The sequence below is a fragment of the Pseudomonas bijieensis genome (genome assembly GCF_013347965.1).
GTDB classification, from domain to species: domain Bacteria; phylum Pseudomonadota; class Gammaproteobacteria; order Pseudomonadales; family Pseudomonadaceae; genus Aquipseudomonas; species Aquipseudomonas bijieensis.
Genome location: NZ_CP048810.1, coordinates 413,915 through 428,798 on the forward strand (window position 1 = coordinate 413,915; position 14,884 = coordinate 428,798).

The 14,884-nt window shown below is 61.0% G+C and carries 14 protein-coding genes; 5 read left to right on the top strand and 9 right to left on the bottom strand.

All coding sequences use genetic code 11. The features are described 5' to 3' along the window. Window positions 1-8: 8 nt before the first annotated feature. Window positions 9-1,037 (bottom strand): alpha/beta hydrolase, encoded by a 1,029-nt coding sequence (locus GN234_RS01725; protein WP_176687720.1) that lies wholly within the window; start codon window positions 1,035-1,037, stop codon window positions 9-11. A 25-nt stretch (window positions 1,038-1,062) separates the two neighbouring features. Beyond that, window positions 1,063-1,509, bottom strand: a complete 447-nt coding sequence (locus tag GN234_RS01730; protein WP_176687721.1) for a cyclophilin-like fold protein — start codon at window positions 1,507-1,509, stop codon at window positions 1,063-1,065. Window positions 1,510-1,634: 125 nt separating this feature from the next. On the opposite strand from GN234_RS01730, the gene GN234_RS01735 reads away from it, so the two are divergent. The 5 genes from GN234_RS01735 (at window position 1,635) to GN234_RS01755 (ending at window position 7,961) form a co-directional block, all read left to right on the top strand. Next, entirely contained in the window at window positions 1,635-2,528 is an 894-nt protein-coding gene (locus GN234_RS01735; protein WP_109753012.1) for a LysR family transcriptional regulator, read from the top strand. A 306-nt stretch (window positions 2,529-2,834) separates the two neighbouring features. Beyond that, window positions 2,835-3,317, top strand: a complete 483-nt coding sequence (locus tag GN234_RS01740; protein ID WP_109753011.1) for a formate dehydrogenase subunit gamma — start codon at window positions 2,835-2,837, stop codon at window positions 3,315-3,317. Next, the gene (locus GN234_RS01745) at window positions 3,311-4,870 is read left to right on the top strand and encodes a formate dehydrogenase beta subunit (protein WP_176687722.1); all 1,560 of its coding nucleotides are present in this window, start codon (window positions 3,311-3,313) and stop codon (window positions 4,868-4,870) included. Before GN234_RS01740 ends, GN234_RS01745 begins: the two co-directional genes overlap by 7 nt. Continuing rightward, window positions 4,867-7,743, top strand: coding sequence for a formate dehydrogenase subunit alpha (gene fdhF / locus GN234_RS01750; RefSeq protein WP_176687723.1), 2,877 nt, complete (start codon window positions 4,867-4,869; stop codon window positions 7,741-7,743). The genes GN234_RS01745 and fdhF overlap by 4 nt, the downstream gene beginning before the upstream one ends. Beyond that, a complete protein-coding gene (locus GN234_RS01755) occupies window positions 7,740-7,961 on the top strand; it encodes a formate dehydrogenase subunit delta (RefSeq protein ID WP_109753008.1) in 222 nt (73 codons plus the stop codon). Before fdhF ends, GN234_RS01755 begins: the two co-directional genes overlap by 4 nt. Window positions 7,962-8,053: 92 nt before the next feature. Here GN234_RS01755 and GN234_RS01760 read toward each other — a convergent pair whose 3' ends face one another. From GN234_RS01760 to xylG, 7 genes are all read right to left on the bottom strand, one after another. Next, window positions 8,054-8,584 (bottom strand): AidA/PixA family protein, encoded by a 531-nt coding sequence (locus GN234_RS01760; protein ID WP_163858383.1) that lies wholly within the window; start codon window positions 8,582-8,584, stop codon window positions 8,054-8,056. Window positions 8,585-8,856: 272 nt separating this feature from the next. Then, on the bottom strand, window positions 8,857-9,375 hold the full coding sequence (locus tag GN234_RS01765) for an isochorismatase family protein (RefSeq protein ID WP_176687724.1): 519 nt from the start codon (window positions 9,373-9,375) through the stop codon (window positions 8,857-8,859). A gap of 366 nt (window positions 9,376-9,741) precedes the next feature. Then, a complete protein-coding gene (locus tag GN234_RS01770) occupies window positions 9,742-10,020 on the bottom strand; it encodes a fructose-bisphosphate aldolase (RefSeq protein WP_176687725.1) in 279 nt (92 codons plus the stop codon). 247 nt (window positions 10,021-10,267) lie between these two features. Then, entirely contained in the window at window positions 10,268-11,662 is a 1,395-nt protein-coding gene (locus tag GN234_RS01775; RefSeq protein ID WP_233459519.1) for an epoxide hydrolase family protein, read from the bottom strand. Window positions 11,663-11,676: 14 nt separating this feature from the next. Then, a complete protein-coding gene (locus GN234_RS01780; RefSeq protein ID WP_176687726.1) occupies window positions 11,677-12,138 on the bottom strand; it encodes a GNAT family N-acetyltransferase in 462 nt (153 codons plus the stop codon). Next, window positions 12,138-13,274 carry a sugar ABC transporter permease gene (locus tag GN234_RS01785; RefSeq protein ID WP_176687727.1) on the bottom strand — a complete coding sequence of 379 codons (1,137 nt, stop codon included), beginning with the start codon at window positions 13,272-13,274 and terminating at the stop codon, window positions 12,138-12,140. Before GN234_RS01785 ends, GN234_RS01780 begins: the two co-directional genes overlap by 1 nt. Further along, on the bottom strand, window positions 13,275-14,831 hold the full coding sequence (gene xylG / locus GN234_RS01790; RefSeq protein WP_109753001.1) for a D-xylose ABC transporter ATP-binding protein: 1,557 nt from the start codon (window positions 14,829-14,831) through the stop codon (window positions 13,275-13,277). It abuts the gene before it with no gap. Between the last annotated feature and the right edge of the window lie 53 nt (window positions 14,832-14,884).

Genomic DNA, 14,884 nt, shown 5'->3' on the forward strand with positions numbered 1-14,884 from the left:
GCCAGGTATTACTTCAGGGCGCTCTGGAAGAAGGTCGTCAATTTGTCGAAAGGAATGAGGTTGACCCTGTCGTAAAGATCGACATGCCCGGCGCCGGGGATGATGACAAGTTCCTTCGGCTGACCGGCGAGTTTATACGCTTGCTCGCTGAACTCCCTGGAGTGTGCATCGGCTCCGGCAATGAACAACATCGGATGAGGCGAAATGGTCTCGATGTCATTGAGCGGGTAGAAATTCATGAACTTGACGTTGCTGGTCAGCGTCGGGTGCGTGGTCAGGTCTCTGGACGAGCCGGATGGCGTGAACTCGCCGCGCGGGGTGCGGTAGAAGTCATAAAACTCACGTTGGATAGGATGAGTATTGTCGTCCAACTGATGCACCGTACCGCTGGTATAAAGCGTTTCGCCGCCTGCGAACTCCACATTACGTTGTTGTGTGGCTTGGGCGATGATCGCCCGGCGTTGTTCGAGCGTTTGGGAATGCTTCAATCCATTGCGATTGACGCCACCCATGTCATACATGCTCACCGTTGCGATGGCTTTCATGCGCGGGTCGATCTTGGCTGCGCTGATCACGAAGCTGCCACTGCCACAGATGCCGATGGCGCCAATGCGCTCCTTGTCGACGAAAGGCTGGGCGCTGAGAAAGTCCACTGCGGCGCTGAAATCCTCGGCATAGATATCCGGCGAGACGGCATTGCGCGGGCGCCCCTCGCTTTCGCCCCAGAATGACAAGTCCAGGGAGAGGGTCACGAAGCCTCTTTCCGCCATTTTCGTGGCATAGAGGTTCGCGCTCTGCTCCTTGACCGCGCCCATCGGGTGGCCTACGACAATCGCTGGATTTCTTGTCTTGCCATTGAGTTTCTTCGGAATGAACAGGTTGCCTGCCACGTTCATTTGATATTGGTTCTTGAAATTGACCTTCTGTACGGTCAGGTCGTCGCTGGAATAAAAGTTATCTGCGCCGTTGGACATATCGGCTCCTATTGCTGAGAGGGAACAGACGAGAAGGGTGAGTAAAACGATGATCTTTTTCATTGGGAATCCTGTTGATGCGGAGTCATCAGTGTTGGGAAAACGTCACTTGCACATCCCGCCGGCCCAGCGCTTGAGCCAGTTTCGCGGTGGCGTCCACTTGCCCCAGGCGCGTGTAGGCGTAGGTCGAGTTGAAGTTCGTATAAAAGACGACCAGGGTGTCCGTGCCGTACAGCATCAGGTCGCCATTGCGGATCGCTCCCGGTTTGCTGGCTTCGGCAGGCAGCGCTTGGGGAAGGGGGGCGTATTTCTCGTTGCGGTTGAGGTCGCTCATCTCCAACGTCAGCGGCAACAACGTGACAAACGCGCGGGCGGCAGCGTTGTCGGCCAAGGTGATGGCGAAGTGTTGTTCGCCGACGGTCATCCACATCGCCATTTTCTCCCCTTTTGAAGATGCCAACGCGGCACCATTGATCGTTGCGTAGCCGCCAAGCACGAGCATTACCGTCAGCAAACCGAGCCGGGCCGATCTCATCGCAACGGGGCATTTGTTTCTGTTCATAGGGTTCATGGTGACTTGGGAGCAGTTATGCGACTAGCTAATGAGTGCTTAACAAGGCTATAAGCAGGGCTAATCAATCTGCTTGAAGTGCTGTTGCCATGGTCAAAAGAAACCTTAACGATCTGCTGTCTTTCGTCACGGTGGCGCGCGAAGGCAGCTTCACGCGAGCTGCCGGGACGCTGGGGGTCTCACAATCTGCACTGAGTCAGGCGATCAGGGGCCTGGAAGCACGCTTGCAGATCCGATTGCTGACGCGGACCACCCGCAGCGTTTCGCCGACCATTGCCGGTGAAAGGCTGTTGCAGGCCATCGGTAATCGTTTCGATGAGATTGAAGCCGAACTGGATATGCTCACGGACATGCGCGACAAGCCCGCTGGCACCGTACGCATCACTTGCGGCGATCATGTCCTGCGCACGACCCTGCTGCCCAAACTGGTCGGGCTGCTACACGATTACCCGGACATCAACGTCGAGTTCGATGTCAGCTACGGATTTCGAGACATCGTGGCGGATCGCTTTGATGCAGGCGTGCGCCTGGGCGATACCATCGACAAGGACATGGTTGCGGTCCCTATCGGCCCTGCGTTGCGGATGGCTGCGGTGGCTTCGCCAGCGTATTTCGCCACTCGCACCGTTCCCGAGCATCCGCGCGACCTGATGATCCATCGTTGCATCAACCAGCGTATGCCGACCTCGGGTGGGCTTTATGTCTGGGATTTCGAGCGGCGAGGCAAACAGGTGAACGTGCGGGTAGACGGCCAGCTCATTTTCAACACGTCGACTCATATCGTGCAGGCGGCGGTGGCCGGGCTGGGCGTTGGCTACCTGCCTGAGGAGGAGTTTGAACCCCACCTGCAAGAGGGGCGGCTGGTGCGCGTGCTCGAAGATTGGTGCCCGCCGTTTTCAGGCTACTATTTGTACTACCCCAGTCGGCGGCAACCTTCGCCTGCATTTACGTTGGTTGCCAATGCATTGCGCCAAGCCCATTAAGGGCGAGTGACCGTTCATAAGCGGATCCGGCGTATGTCTATCGAGTTCGGGCAACGCTGATTCACGGCTACGGCTTTCAAGTAGTCGCTTTCAGAACACGTTTCGTCGTCCATGTGCAATCGCCAACCCCCGGGAGTGGCAAGCTGTGAGGATGCCCCGGACCAGGTGCGCCAAAGACACCTGGCCGGAGAGCGAGAATGGCGATCGGATGTGCCACGCTACCGTGACGTGGGCCGGACGCCGCAGCCAAGACTCCGGACGGCTGCCGCTATGCAGCGGTGGCGTTCGAGATGCCGAGGTACGTTTATGCCTGATGAGACGCTTCACCTGCCTTTGATCCATAGCGTGCTTGCGCGCGAAAAGGACACCCCCGGTGCCTTGCTGCCGATTCTCCATGCCATCCAGGCCGGCTGCGGATATATCCCCGACAATGCCGTCCCGGAGATCGCCCACGCCCTGAACCTCAGCCTGGCCGAAGTGCGTGGGGTCATCAGTTTCTACCACGATTTCCGTACCACGCCGCCGGCGCGCCATACCCTGCGCCTGTGCCGGGCCGAATCCTGCAAGAGCATGGGCGCCGAAGCCCTGGCTGCGCAGTTGCGTGAGCAATTGGCGCTGGACGATCACGGCACCAGCGCCGATGGGAGCATCAGCCTGCGGCCAGTCTATTGCCTGGGCGCCTGCGTCTGCTCGCCGGCCCTGGAGCTGGACGGGGAGTTGCATGCCCGGATCACGCCCGAGCGTCTGCGTCAGTTGGTCAATGACTGCATGGAGGAGGGCGCATGCTGACGCTCTGTATCCCCCGCGATTCGGTGGCCCGTGCCGTGGGCGCGGACAAGGTGGCCGATGCGTTGGCTCGTGAGGCTGAACGTCGGCGGCTGCCGCTGGAGGTGTTGCGCACCAGTTCCCGTGGCCTTTATTGGCTGGAACCGCTGGTGGAGCTTGAAAGTGCCGGTGTCCGGCTGGGTTTTGGTCCCGTCACACCGGCCGATGTGCCGAGCCTGCTGGATGCGCTGGCAGGCGATCCCGGCAGCCATCCGCTGGCCCTGGGGCCGGTGGAGGACATTCCTTATCTCAAGAGCCAGCAGCGCCTGCTGTTCGCTCGCGCCGGCATCACGCAACCGCTGTCCCTGGATGACTACCGTGCCCGAGGCGGCTTCCTCGGCCTGGCCCGGTCCATCCAGATGGATGGCGCGGATGTCGTCGCCAGCGTGCTGGATTCCGGCCTGCGCGGTCGGGGCGGGGCGGCATTCCCGGCGGGCATCAAGTGGCGCACCGTGCGCGATGCCGCGGGGGTACAGAAGTATGTGGTGTGTAACGCCGATGAAGGCGACTCCGGTACGTTCGCCGACCGCATGTTGATGGAAGGCGACCCCTTCCTGCTGATCGAAGGCATGATCATCGCCGGCATCGCCATAGGCGCGACCATGGGCTACATCTACGTGCGCTCGGAATACCCGGCCGCCATCAGCACGCTGAACGAAGCGCTGGGCATTGCCCGTGACGCCGGTTACCTGGGGGCGAACGTGAGCGGCAGCGGCTGCGCCTTCGACATTGAGGTTCGTGTGGGGGCGGGTGCCTATATCTGTGGCGAGGAAACGGCGCTGCTGGAGTCCCTGGAGGGCAAGCGCGGCACGGTTCGCGCCAAACCGCCACTGCCTGCCATTCAAGGCCTGTTCGGGCTGCCGACGCTGGTGCATAACGTGGTGACCCTGGCCTCGGTGCCGATCATCCTGGAGAAGGGTGCGCAGTTCTATCGCGACTTCGGCATGGGCCGTTCCCTTGGCACGATGCCGTTCCAACTGGCCGGTAACGTCCGTCACGGCGGCCTGGTGGAACGTGCCTTCGGCCTGAGCCTGCGCGAATTGGTGGAAGGCTATGGCGGCGGTACCGCCAGCGGTCGCCCGCTGAAGGCTGCACAGGTGGGTGGGCCGCTGGGCGCCTGGGTGCCGCCTGCGCAATTCGATACGCCGCTGGACTATGAGGCGTTCGCCGCCATGGGCGCGATGCTCGGCCATGGTGGCGTGGTGGTGGCCGACGACAGCCTGGACATGGCCCAGATGGCCCGGTTCGCCTTGCAGTTCTGCGCCGAGGAGTCCTGCGGCAAGTGCACGCCATGCCGGATCGGCTCCACCCGTGGGGTGGAAGTGGTGGATCGCTTGATCGCCAGCACGGAAGTGGGTGCTCGTCAGGAACAGGCCCTGCTGCTGCAGGATCTGTGTGACACCCTGCAATACGGTTCGCTCTGTGCCCTCGGTGGGATGACGTCCTACCCTGTCGCCAGCGCCCTCAAGCATTTCCCCGCCGACTTCGGTCTGGCGACCACGGAGGCCGACCAATGATCAACATCTTCGACCCCAGCACCGATATCGACCTGGGCACCCCGGCACGCGACAGCGACGTGCAGGTCAGCCTGACCATCGACGGGCGCGAAATCAGCGTTCCCTCCGGCACCTCGGTCATGCGTGCCGCCGCCATGCTCGGCACTACCATTCCCAAGCTCTGTGCCACCGACAGCCTGGAAGCCTTCGGCTCCTGCCGCATGTGCCTGGTGGAGATCGATGGCATGCGCGGCTATCCCGCTTCCTGCACCACGCCGGTCACCGAAGGCATGGTGGTTCGCACGCAAACCTCCAAGCTCGCCACGCTGCGGCGCAACGTGATGGAGCTGTACATTTCCGACCACCCGCTGGACTGCCTGACATGCCCAGCCAATGGCAACTGCGAATTGCAGACCGTGGCGGGGCAGGTGGGCCTGCGCGAAGTGCGCTATGGCTACGAAGGCGCCAACCACCTGGCCGAGGCCAAGGACGTTTCCAACCCGTATTTCGACTACGACCCGAGCAAATGCATCGTGTGCAGCCGCTGCGTGCGCGCCTGCGAGGAAATCCAGGGCACCTTCGCCCTGACCATCAGCGGACGTGGTTTCGATTCCCGGGTGGAGGCGGCCGGCGGTGACAATTTCCTCGATTCCGAATGCGTGTCTTGCGGCGCCTGCGTGCAGGCGTGTCCGACGGCGACTTTGATCGACAAGAGCGTCGTGGAGATCGGCCAGCCGGAGCGCAGTGTCATCACCACGTGTGCCTACTGCGGCGTGGGCTGTTCGTTCCGTGCCGAGATGAAAGGCGAACAACTGGTGCGCATGGTCCCGGACAAAAATGGCCAGGCCAACCATGGCCACTCCTGCGTCAAGGGTCGCTTTGCCTGGGGCTACGCCACGCATCCAGACCGCATCACCAAGCCGATGATCCGCAAGCACATCAACGACCCGTGGCAGGAAGTCAGCTGGGACGAGGCGGTCACTTACGCCGCCAGCGAATTGCGCCGGATCCAGCTCAAGTACGGGCGTGACTCCATCGGCGGCATCACCTCCAGCCGCTGCACCAACGAAGAAACCTACCTGGTGCAGAAACTGGTGCGCACCGCGTTCGGTAACAACAACGTCGACACCTGCGCCCGTGTCTGCCATTCGCCCACCGGTTACGGTCTCAAGCAGACCTTGGGCGAGTCCGCCGGGACCCAGAATTTCGACTCGGTGATGAAGGCCGACGTCATCCTGGTGATGGGCGCCAACCCCACTGACGCGCACCCGGTGTTCGGCTCCCAGCTCAAGCGCCGCTTGCGCCAGGGCGCTCGTTTGATTGTCATCGACCCGCGCCGGATTGACCTGGTGGATTCACCCCATGCCCGCGCCGACCTGCACTTGCAACTGCGCCCGGGTACCAACGTGGCGATGCTCAACGCGCTGGCCCATGTGATTGCCACCGAAGGCTTGATAGACCAGCCTTTTGTCGAGGCGCGATGCGAGGCGGCGGACTTCGCTCGCTGGCGTGATTTCGTCAGCCTGGCGGAAAACTCCCCCGAGGTCCTGGGCCCGGTGTGTGGTGTGCCTGCCGAGCAGATCCGTGCCGCCGCACGGCTCTACGCCACCGGCGGCAACGCGGCCATTTACTACGGCCTCGGCGTCACCGAGCACAGCCAAGGCAGTACCTCTGTCATGGGCATCGCCAACCTGGCCATGGCGACCGGCAACATCGGTCGCGAAGGTGTCGGGGTGAACCCGCTGCGTGGACAGAACAACGTCCAGGGTTCCTGCGACATGGGCTCGTTCCCTCACGAGCTGCCGGGCTATCGGCATATTTCCAACGAAACGGTGCGCGCCCAGTTCGAACAGGCGTGGAACGTGACCTTGCAACCTGATCCGGGCCTGCGCATTCCGAACATGTTCGAGGCGGCCCTGGACGGCACTTTCAAGGCGCTTTATTGCCAAGGCGAGGACATTGCCCAGAGCGATCCCAATACCCAACACGTGACTGCCGCCCTGAGCGCCATGGAGTGCGTGGTGGTGCAGGACATCTTCCTCAACGAGACGGCCAAGTTCGCCCACGTGTTCCTGCCGGGCAGTTCGTTCCTCGAGAAGGACGGCACCTTTACCAACGCCGAACGCCGCATCTCCCGCGTTCGCAAGGTGATGGACCCGTTGGCCGGCAAGGCCGACTGGGAAGCCACCATCGCCCTGGCCGACGCCCTGGGCTACAAGATGCACTACAACCATCCTTCGCAAATCATGGATGAAATCGCCCGCCTGACGCCGACGTTCAGCCGCGTCAGCTACGCCGAACTGGAGCGTCATGGCAGCCTGCAATGGCCTTGCAACGATGCTGCGCCGGACGGTACGCCGACCATGCACATCGATCAGTTCGTGCGCGGCAAAGGGCGTTTCATGCTCACCGGCTACGTGCCCACCGAAGAGAAGGTCAACAACCGCTATCCGCTGCTGCTGACCACCGGACGCATCCTCAGCCAGTACAACGTCGGCGCCCAGACCCGGCGTACTGACAACGTGGCCTGGCACGAGGAAGACCGGTTGGAGATCCATCCGACCGATGCCGAGAACCGGGGGATTGTCGATGGCGACTGGGTCGGTATCGGCAGTCGTGCCGGGCAGACCGTACTGCGGGCGAAGGTGACCGAGCGAGTGGCGCCGGGTGTGGTCTACACCACGTTCCACTTCCCTGAATCGGGCGCCAACGTGATTACCACCGACAACTCCGACTGGGCCACCAACTGCCCGGAATACAAGGTGACGGCGGTCGAAATCGTGCGGGTCAGCCAACCTTCGGAATGGCAGAAACGCTACCAGGCGTTCAGTGATGAACAGGGGCGTCTGCTGAAGGAACGCCGCCATGCCGAGAGAGCCGAGGTGCGTCGATGAGTTCTGAAAGCCTGATCAAGATGGCCAACCAGATCGGCCAGTACTTCGCCAGCGAGCCGGACAAGGCAGTGGCGGTGCGTGGCGTGTACCAGCACATCAAGAGCTTCTGGACGCCGGCCATGTGTCGCGAGTTGATGGCCTGGCAAACGAAACATCCCGACGCGGTCCTGCACCCGCTGGTGTTGGCGGCATTAATGGAGTTTGAAAAAGCGGCTTAGTCGTAGGAGCAAAGTCCTGTAGAACCTGCACAGCCCCGACCGGCGCTCTCGTCAACGACGAAGGGAATCGGCCGGGGCTGCGTGCGTTTCAGTTATTGGTTATTGACGGTGACATAGGGGTCCCAAGTGTTGGTCGGGCCAATCTGGTTCAGGTTACGGTCCAGTAGAACGAAGTAGATTTGGTACCAGAGCTTTCCTGGGCTCAGCGCAGTGGACTGCCAGAAGGTATAGGTCACATCGGTTTTGGCGATACCGCCGGGGGCACCGTTGTCCAGATAGGGCACAGGGATGCCGGGGATGTTAAACGGTGTCGGTTTGGAAATGGTGCCCTTGTAATCACCGCCCTGGTGAGGGTCGCCGATCTCGATGTCTTTGATCAATGCGATGCGGTCGAAATTGCGCGACAGCGTGGTGGCGCGCCAGCGAATGATGTCGCCGGGGTTTACATCGAACCACAACTCGTTACCGCCTTCGCCTTCGCCGCTGCTGATGTTGGCGTGGCTGTCGATGGCGCTGCGGGTCACCAGCATGGCAATCGCACCGCCTACGTCATTGGGGTGGGCGAGCAGGTAGTCGGCGTCAACGTTGACGAGCACATCAATGGTTTGGGTCGCTCCAGACATTTTGTTGCTCCTTGAGGGTAATGACATTGAAGACCGCGCCTACAAAGGCGTCCGGGCCACCCGGTCCCTGGGTGCGGGCTCGAGAGGAACGATAGGTGATGGCTTTGTAGTGTCAAATTTCGAATTCTTGACGCTGGCGAAACGGAGCGAAGCGCAGCACAACCAAGGCTTTGATTTACCTTTGTCATAGTCGATCTCTTAATGGATTTTTGGTTGTTTTCTGGTGAGTGAGTGGGCAAAGGCGCACGGACGTTGTCGGTGATTGCTATGGATTAGAAACTCCACTCTTGAGCGTAAACAACTCGGCAGAAAGGGCCGGCCAGTGTTGCGTTGTGATGGGCGATGATCATTTCTGCCGCCAATTCAGGGGTGTCGATGCACGTATGCCCGTCGGCGATCAACACCGCGTCGAAGCCCAAGTCCCGGGCCGCGCGGCAGGTGCTGTCGACACAGTATTGGGTCTTCATTCCGGTGATGACCACGCCGTCAGCGCCACAGGCCGTTAAGCGATTGCCCAGGTCGGTCATGGCAAAAGCATTAGGGCGTCTTTTTTCGAAGATGACCTCGTCGCCTTCCAACCGCAGTTCTTGCACCAATTGCGTCAATGGACTTGCCGGTTCGATGGGCGAGCCGGGTGGCCCGACATGACGCGCCAGGAAAATCGGTGCACCGGCTTCGCGAGCCTTGATCAACAGGCCATTGAGCGTGTTGAGCAGCGCTTCTCCAGCCCAGGGTTTATCGGAGCCATGGAACAACCCAACTTGCATATCGAGAATCAACAGAGCATGCATGGTGCTTTCCTTGCGTTTGGGCCAGCGACGCAAGGGCAAAAGAAAAGGCCCTTACCATCGCTGGCGGGCCTTTGGGATTCGTGTATTGCTAACTCACGACACCTCACGACCCGCCTTGGCGGTCGTGGTTGTGGTGGTCGAGGCAATCTTTGGAAGGTTCATGGTGCTGACAGTAGCTTCACACCTTCGGGTTTGGCAAGCGTGTTTCCAGGGCGCATGCGATCTCTTGTGGCGAGGGGATTTATCCCCGCTCGGCTGCGTAGCAGTCGTAAACCGGTCAACGCGGTTCACCTGTTGCAGCGCGGTGTTTGGTTTTGGGGTCGCTTCGCAACCCAGCGGGGATAAATCCCCTCGCCACAAAAGGGATCAGGCTTCGAGGCCGCGCCGCTCGATCACGCCAAACACATCCGCCACATCCTGCACCAGGATCCGGGCGACGTTGGTGATGGTGTTGATGTCGCTCGTTGCCGAATCACGCAGGCTGCTGCAAGCGACCAAGGTCAGGTAATCGAGGGTGGCGTGCAGGCGTTCGCTGGCGCAGGCGTGGAGTTCGGGGAGTGGGGCTTGGGTGTCGATCAGCAGGACGGGGTGGGTGGTGGCTGTTTGGGTGAGAGGGGTGAAGCGGCTGGATGAGTGAGTTGTCATGAGGTTGAATTCCTTTTAAGAAAGAAGAAATGCCACCTTTTTGCTGCGAATCAAATGGGTGGCAGTTGCGCGAGGGTTCGCAGACCGAGGAAAGAATCCAAAAACTCGGCAGACCCGAAAGTCTCCCGCGCACAACCGCCATAAAATGAACGCGGGCAAGTTTGCCTGAATTTCATTTGACGGTATTAGATCTTTTTCATCGAGGGCTGCGAAACCCAGCCACCGGCCAAAGCCAGCGACGACCCAACTATAGAAGTCGATCCCGGTACCCACAACCGACCTGTAGGACGCACGCGCCCCCTGTGGCGAGGGGATTTATCCCCGCTCGGCTGCGCAGCAGTCGCAAAACCGGTGCCTGCGGTATACCTGGCGAAATAAGGTGTCTGGTTTGGGGCCGCTTCGCAGCCCAGCGGGGATAAATCCCCTCGCCACAAAGGTAAATTCCTACGAGTTTTTCAGAAGGCCAAATCACCGCCGGAGGGGTGAGTACTTTCTGGATTTCTAGCGACAGCTGCGAAAAAATACCCTGATATCCTCCGCCAACAACTCCGGCTGTTCCAACGCCGCAAAGTGACCACCCCCGGGGCATCACGGTCCAATGCTTCACGTCGCAGCAGCGCTCCACCCAGCTCCTTGGCGGCATGGGCAGTTCCTTGGGAAACAGCGCAACCCCAACCGGCGGTTTCAGCCGTTCACCGTGGTTGAACAGCAACGGCCGCTTGCTACCTTCCACATACTGGCGAAACGACGAGCCGATGCAGTTCGTCAGCCAGTACAGCGTGACATTGGTCAGCAGCCAGTCACGATCGATGGCAGGGTGGGTATCGCACCAGGACAGGATCTTCTCGCCCATCCACGCCAAGAGTCCTGCCGGTGAATCATTCAGGCCCACCGCCAGGCTCTGCGGTTTGGTTCGCTGGATGTGCCCATAGGCGCCTTCGGCGTCGGCAAATGCAGCGGCGCGTTGCAGGAAGGTCGTTTCCGCCTCCGTCAGCGCTGGCTCGGTTTCGCCAAGAGGAGGGCGATAGGAACCCGGGATGTAATTGAGGTGAATGCCGGTCACCCGCCCGGGAAACCGTACGCCGAGCCAGCTCGACACGCCCGCACCGATGTCCCCGCCCTGGGCGCCAAACTGCTCATAGCCGAGCCCCGTCATCAACTCACCCCACAAACCGGCCACTTCATAAGGCCCCATGCCGGATTGCTTGAACGGCGCGGAAAAGGTGTAGCCGGGCAGCGACGGCACCACTACATCGAAGGCATCCGCAGGGTCGCCGCCATGGCTGGCAGGGTCCGTCAGCAGTGGGATGATGCGCTGCATCTCGATGAACGAGCCGGGCCAGCCATGGGTGAGGATGAGAGGCATCGGATTCGGCCCGACGCCTCGCTGATGAATGAAGTGGACCTGCTGCTCGCCGATGTCGGCGACAAATTGCGGCAAGTGATTGAGCGCCGTTTCCTGGGCGCGCCAATCGAACGCGCCCGACCAATAGGCGAGAAGCTCCCCAAGCACGTCCATGTCCATACCCTCGTCCCAACCTTGCCCGGCCAAGGGCTCCGGCAACCGGGTGTTCCTCAGGCGATGCCGCAGCTCTTCAAGGGCGTGTTCGGGGATATCGATGGAGAAGGGTTTGATGAACATGGGGGGCGCCGTGATCAGGTGGCATCTACAAATGACATGACATGCGTCGCAGAATCGTCCTGGACCTGCTGGAATCCGCAGCGCAAGTAAAATGCGGCTCCCTGCGGTGTATCCGTGGACAGGCGAACGACACGGAAATTCAGGGCCGCATATTCCAGAAGGTGTTTCACCAGAACCTTACCCACGCTCTGGCGCCTTGAAGCAGGTGCGACATACACCCGGCGTAGTCTACCGGTATCCGGCCCGACATAGGGATCGCAAGAAAGACCACCTATGGCAATCAGTTGCCCATTGCAGAAGGCTCCAAAAAGCCCTTCACCGGGGCGGTCGAACCGATTGGAGCCGTTTTTCCAATCTGTTACCAAACGGGTGAGGAACCTGAAACCCTCTGCAACTGCCTCGGTTTCCAACTGCGGAATTTGAGGAGCAAGGGCTGAGATTTGGTGTATCGCCAATTCATCGGCTGACCTGACCACTAGCGTCGACCCGTGCGCGTACTCACATCCACCCACACCGCCAGCACCAGAATGCTGCCCTTGACGATCATCTGCCAATAACTGTCGACATCGAGCATGGACATGCCGTTGTCCAGGCTGGTGATCACCAGCGCGCCGAGCAGGGCACCGTAGACCGTGCCGGAGCCGCCGCGCATGGAGGTACCGCCGATGAAGCAGGCGGCGATGGCGTCGAGTTCGCCCATGTTGCCCGCCGAGGGCGAACCGGCGGCCAGGCGCGCGGTGTTGACCACGCCAGCGAGGGCGCACATCACGCCCATGATGCCGAAGATCCACAGCTTCACGGCCTGTACGTTGATGCCGGACAGGCGTGTGGCTTCCATGTTGCTGCCTACCGAATAGACCCGTCGGCCAAACACGGTCTGGCTGGTGACATAGCTGAACACCCCCAGCAGGATCAGCAGAAGTAGCACCGGTACCGGGATGCCATCGTAGCTGTTGAGGGTATAGACGAACCCGGCCAGCACCGCGCCGATCAGCACCACGCGCAATACGTCACGCACCAATGAGTGCGCCGCCAGGCCATGCAGGGCGCGGTTGCGCCGCTGTTTCCAGGTCAGGAACAGGGTCAGGGCGAACAGCAGGATGCCGAGCCCGGTCCCGACCGTGTGCGGCAAGTAACCCTGGCCGACGTACACCAGCTCCGGTGACACCGGGGCAATGGTGGTGCCGCCAGTCACCCCCAGCAGGATGCCGCGAAAGGCAAGCATGCCGCCCAGGCCGACGATGAACGACGGGATGCGCAGGTAGGCCGTCATATAGCCGTTGCCCAAGCCAATCACCAGGCCACACAAGGCCACCAGGCTCAGGTTCGCCAGCAGCGGGATGTGATAGACCACATCGAGAATCGCCGCCAGGCCACCGAGCAGCCCAAGCAATGAACCCACCGACAGATCGATCTCGCCACTGATGATCACCAGCACCATGCCGCAGGCGAGGATCCCGGTGATGGACATCTGCCGCAGCAGGTTGGAGAGGTTGCGCGGGGTCACGAACCCGCCCTCGGTCTGCCAGCTGAAGAACAGCCAGATCACCGCCACGGCGATCACCAGGGCGAGCATTTTGTAGCGGCTGAAAAGTTGTTTGACCTGATTCATCTACGCGGACTTCCGATCATTATTGTTATGGCCATCGGGCTGGCTGAGTGCGGCGGCGAGCACCTGTTCCTGAGTGAGTTCGTGGTTGATGAAGTCGCCGCGCAACTGGCCTTCGCCGATCACCAGCACGCGGTCGGATACCCCCAGCACTTCGGCCAGTTCCGAGGAGACCATGATGATCGACACGCCTTCGGCCGCCAGCGCGCCCATCAACTTGTAGATCTCATACTTGGCGCCGACGTCCACGCCGCGGGTCGGCTCGTCGAGAATCAGCACGCGGGGTTTGGTCAGGAGCATTTTCGCCAGCACGGCTTTTTGCTGGTTGCCACCGGAGAGGCTGGTGATCGGCAGGAACGGGCTCGCGGTCTTGAGGTGCATGCGCGAGATTTCCTTGTCGATGCTGCCCAGTTCGGCTTCGGCGTCGATGCGGGTCAGTTTCGAGTAGTTGTCCAGCACCGCCAAAGTGATGTTCTGGCCGACGCCCAAGTCCGGGATGATGCCTTGGCGCTTGCGGTCTTCGGGGACCATGCACAGGCCGGCGCGGATCGACTTGAGGGGCGTGCGCGTGTCGATTTGTTGGCCGCCCAGCCAGACCTCGCCTTCGTAGCGCCCGGGGTAGGCGCCGAACAGTGCCGAGACCAGTTCCGTGCGACCGGCGCCAACCAGCCCGGCGATGCCGAGGATTTCCCCGCGCTTGAGCACGAACGAAATGTCGTCGACTCGTTTGCGCTTGGGGTTGTCGACGTCGTAGCAGGTGAAGTGGCGTGCTTCGAAAATCACCTCGCCGACCTCATGGGGTTCGGTGGGGTAGAGGTTGCTCATTTCTCGTCCGACCATCTGGGTGATGATCTTCGGAATGTCCATCTCGGTCATCGCGGTGGTGGCGATGTGTTTGCCGTCGCGGATCACCGAAATGGTGTCGCACACGGCGGCCACTTCATCGAGCTTGTGGGAGATGTACACGCAGGCAACGCCCTTGGCCTTGAGGTCGCGGATGATGTCCAGCAGCACCTCGATTTCCGAGCGGGTCAGGGCCGAGGAGGGCTCATCGAGGATCAGCAGCCGTGCCTGCTTGTTCAGTGCCTTGGCGATTTCCACCAATTGCTGGTAACCACCGCCGTACTGCGAAACCGGTAGCGAGACGTTCATGTCCGGCACCTTGAGTTCACGCATCAAGGCTTCGGCGCGGTGGATCATCGCCGGGTAGTTCATGCGCCCGCCGGGCAGCGTCAGCTCGTGGCCCATGAAGATGTTTTCGGCCACCGACAGGTCGGGGACCAGGGTCAGTTCCTGGTGAATGATGACGATCCCGGCGGCCTCGGTTTCGCTGATCGATTGCGCCTTGAGTGGCTGGCCGTCCCAGAGGATCTCGCCGTCCCAGGTGCCATACGGATAGACCGCCGAGAGGACTTTCATCAGCGTCGACTTGCCGGCGCCGTTCTCGCCGCACAGGCCGACGCACTCACCCGGCCGGACCTTGATGTCGATGCCATTCAGGGCTTTGACACCGCCAAAGGTTTTGACGATTCCGTTCATTTGCAGCAGGTAGTCGGACATGGCGAGGGCTCGAATAAAGAGGGCTCAGGCATCACCCCGATGCCAGTCAAGTC

Bases quoted from the DNA above. Each gene is read 5' to 3' on its own strand.
- GN234_RS01760 (WP_163858383.1), bottom strand. From the start codon at position 8,584: ATGTCTGGAGCGACCCAAACCATTGATGTGCTCGTCAACGTTGACGCC.
- GN234_RS01745 (WP_176687722.1), top strand. From the start codon at position 3,311: ATGCTGACGCTCTGTATCCCCCGCGATTCGGTGGCCCGTGCCGTGGGC.
- GN234_RS01775 (WP_233459519.1), bottom strand. From the start codon at position 11,662: ATGTTCATCAAACCCTTCTCCATCGATATCCCCGAACACGCCCTTGAA.
- GN234_RS01765 (WP_176687724.1), bottom strand. From the start codon at position 9,375: ATGCATGCTCTGTTGATTCTCGATATGCAAGTTGGGTTGTTCCATGGC.
- GN234_RS01740 (WP_109753011.1), top strand. From the start codon at position 2,835: ATGCCTGATGAGACGCTTCACCTGCCTTTGATCCATAGCGTGCTTGCG.
- GN234_RS01725 (WP_176687720.1), bottom strand. From the start codon at position 1,037: ATGAAAAAGATCATCGTTTTACTCACCCTTCTCGTCTGTTCCCTCTCA.
- fdhF (WP_176687723.1), top strand. From the start codon at position 4,867: ATGATCAACATCTTCGACCCCAGCACCGATATCGACCTGGGCACCCCG.
- GN234_RS01730 (WP_176687721.1), bottom strand. From the start codon at position 1,509: ATGAGATCGGCCCGGCTCGGTTTGCTGACGGTAATGCTCGTGCTTGGC.
- GN234_RS01755 (WP_109753008.1), top strand. From the start codon at position 7,740: ATGAGTTCTGAAAGCCTGATCAAGATGGCCAACCAGATCGGCCAGTAC.
- xylG (WP_109753001.1), bottom strand. From the start codon at position 14,831: ATGTCCGACTACCTGCTGCAAATGAACGGAATCGTCAAAACCTTTGGC.
- GN234_RS01770 (WP_176687725.1), bottom strand. From the start codon at position 10,020: ATGACAACTCACTCATCCAGCCGCTTCACCCCTCTCACCCAAACAGCC.
- GN234_RS01735 (WP_109753012.1), top strand. From the start codon at position 1,635: ATGGTCAAAAGAAACCTTAACGATCTGCTGTCTTTCGTCACGGTGGCG.
- GN234_RS01785 (WP_176687727.1), bottom strand. From the start codon at position 13,274: ATGAATCAGGTCAAACAACTTTTCAGCCGCTACAAAATGCTCGCCCTG.